General features: G+C 48.7%; 1 protein-coding gene and 1 pseudogene. Both read right to left on the bottom strand.

The window, feature by feature from the left end; translation table 11 throughout:
- Positions 1-276: 276 nt before the first annotated feature.
- Positions 277-546 carry a hypothetical protein gene (locus tag ABO04_RS12220; RefSeq protein WP_041353465.1) on the bottom strand — a complete coding sequence of 90 codons (270 nt, stop codon included), beginning with the start codon at positions 544-546 and terminating at the stop codon, positions 277-279.
- 220 nt (positions 547-766) lie between these two features.
- Positions 767-893: pseudogene (locus ABO04_RS11735) on the bottom strand (DDE-type integrase/transposase/recombinase); the annotation flags it as partial.
- Positions 894-1,062: the final 169 nt, after the last annotated feature.

Here is a 1,062-nt window from a genome sequence, read left to right as displayed (position 1 = left end):
GTCTGCTGATCCAGACGCAGAAATTTTTGAAAGCACCATCGAAAGCACTTACCAACACGACAAATTCAGTTAAAACCAGCACACCGTGGGACTAAACATCTAAGAATATTCTTGAGATAGTCGGTGCTGCTATTGCACTGGTAGCGCTGGCTTACACTGCTTACAGCGTGGGCATAAGTCGAAAGATCTCGCGGGCAGAATTCTGGCTCGAATTGCGAGATCATTTCTCAAGGTGTTCTGGTCAAGTAAACCTGGACACATTATTAAGTACTTTTTTCAAACTCCTGCGGAGTCATATTTCCCAAAGTGGTATGCAATCTGCGTGAGTTGTAATACACCATATAGGCTTGCACATCCTGAATGGCATCTTCTCTTGTTTGATAGAGGACACCAGTCAACCATTCTCGCTTCAAGCTGCTGAAGAAGCGCTCTGTAGGTGCGTTTACCTATCACTTTACCCTGGTGGTTAATGACTACACCAACATGTGTATCTAAATGGGTATCAACGCCAAGAATAACTTCATTCTGAATCAATGTGCCGTCCATATTTTATACTCCTCAGTCAGGATTGGCGCATTACCAACCCCACTTACCGGACAGGACACTCACGGTGCAATTCAAGGCTCCTATTAGGTCACATGTATTGGGCCCGGCAACGCTCGGGGAATGCCTGGGCCAGATCGACAGGTCAACGCAAAGGCACCACTTCGCCAATCCCAACACGGGTCAGATCAAGCCAGGCATTCCATACCATATTAAACTGAGTATCCCAACAGTTTCCTTTGCGGCTCATGCTTGCAGCGCATACTGTATTTGGTCAGCAGTGCCTGGTACGTATCTGAGGCGTATTGGCTGCCGCGGTCCGAGTGTAAAATGAGCCCTGACTCTGGGCGATGCTGCTATCTCTGGAAGCAATGGGGACAGGCTGGCTATCGGAATCTGCGCAAGTGTCCGCAATGCATGGAACACGAGCAAGTCGGCGCACGGGCCATGGCGGTTATCAAAAACACTGGCACTGGCTCAAGCACTTCCCTTGCGCTACCTTGAACAACTGGGTATTTG

It is taken from the genome of Nitrosomonas sp. HPC101, from assembly GCF_009833125.1.
GTDB lineage: Bacteria > Pseudomonadota > Gammaproteobacteria > Burkholderiales > Nitrosomonadaceae > Nitrosomonas.
This window is presented reverse-complemented; position numbering and strand designations above follow the sequence as displayed.

Bases quoted from the DNA above. Each gene is read 5' to 3' on its own strand.
- ABO04_RS12220 (WP_041353465.1), bottom strand. From the start codon at position 546: ATGGACGGCACATTGATTCAGAATGAAGTTATTCTTGGCGTTGATACC.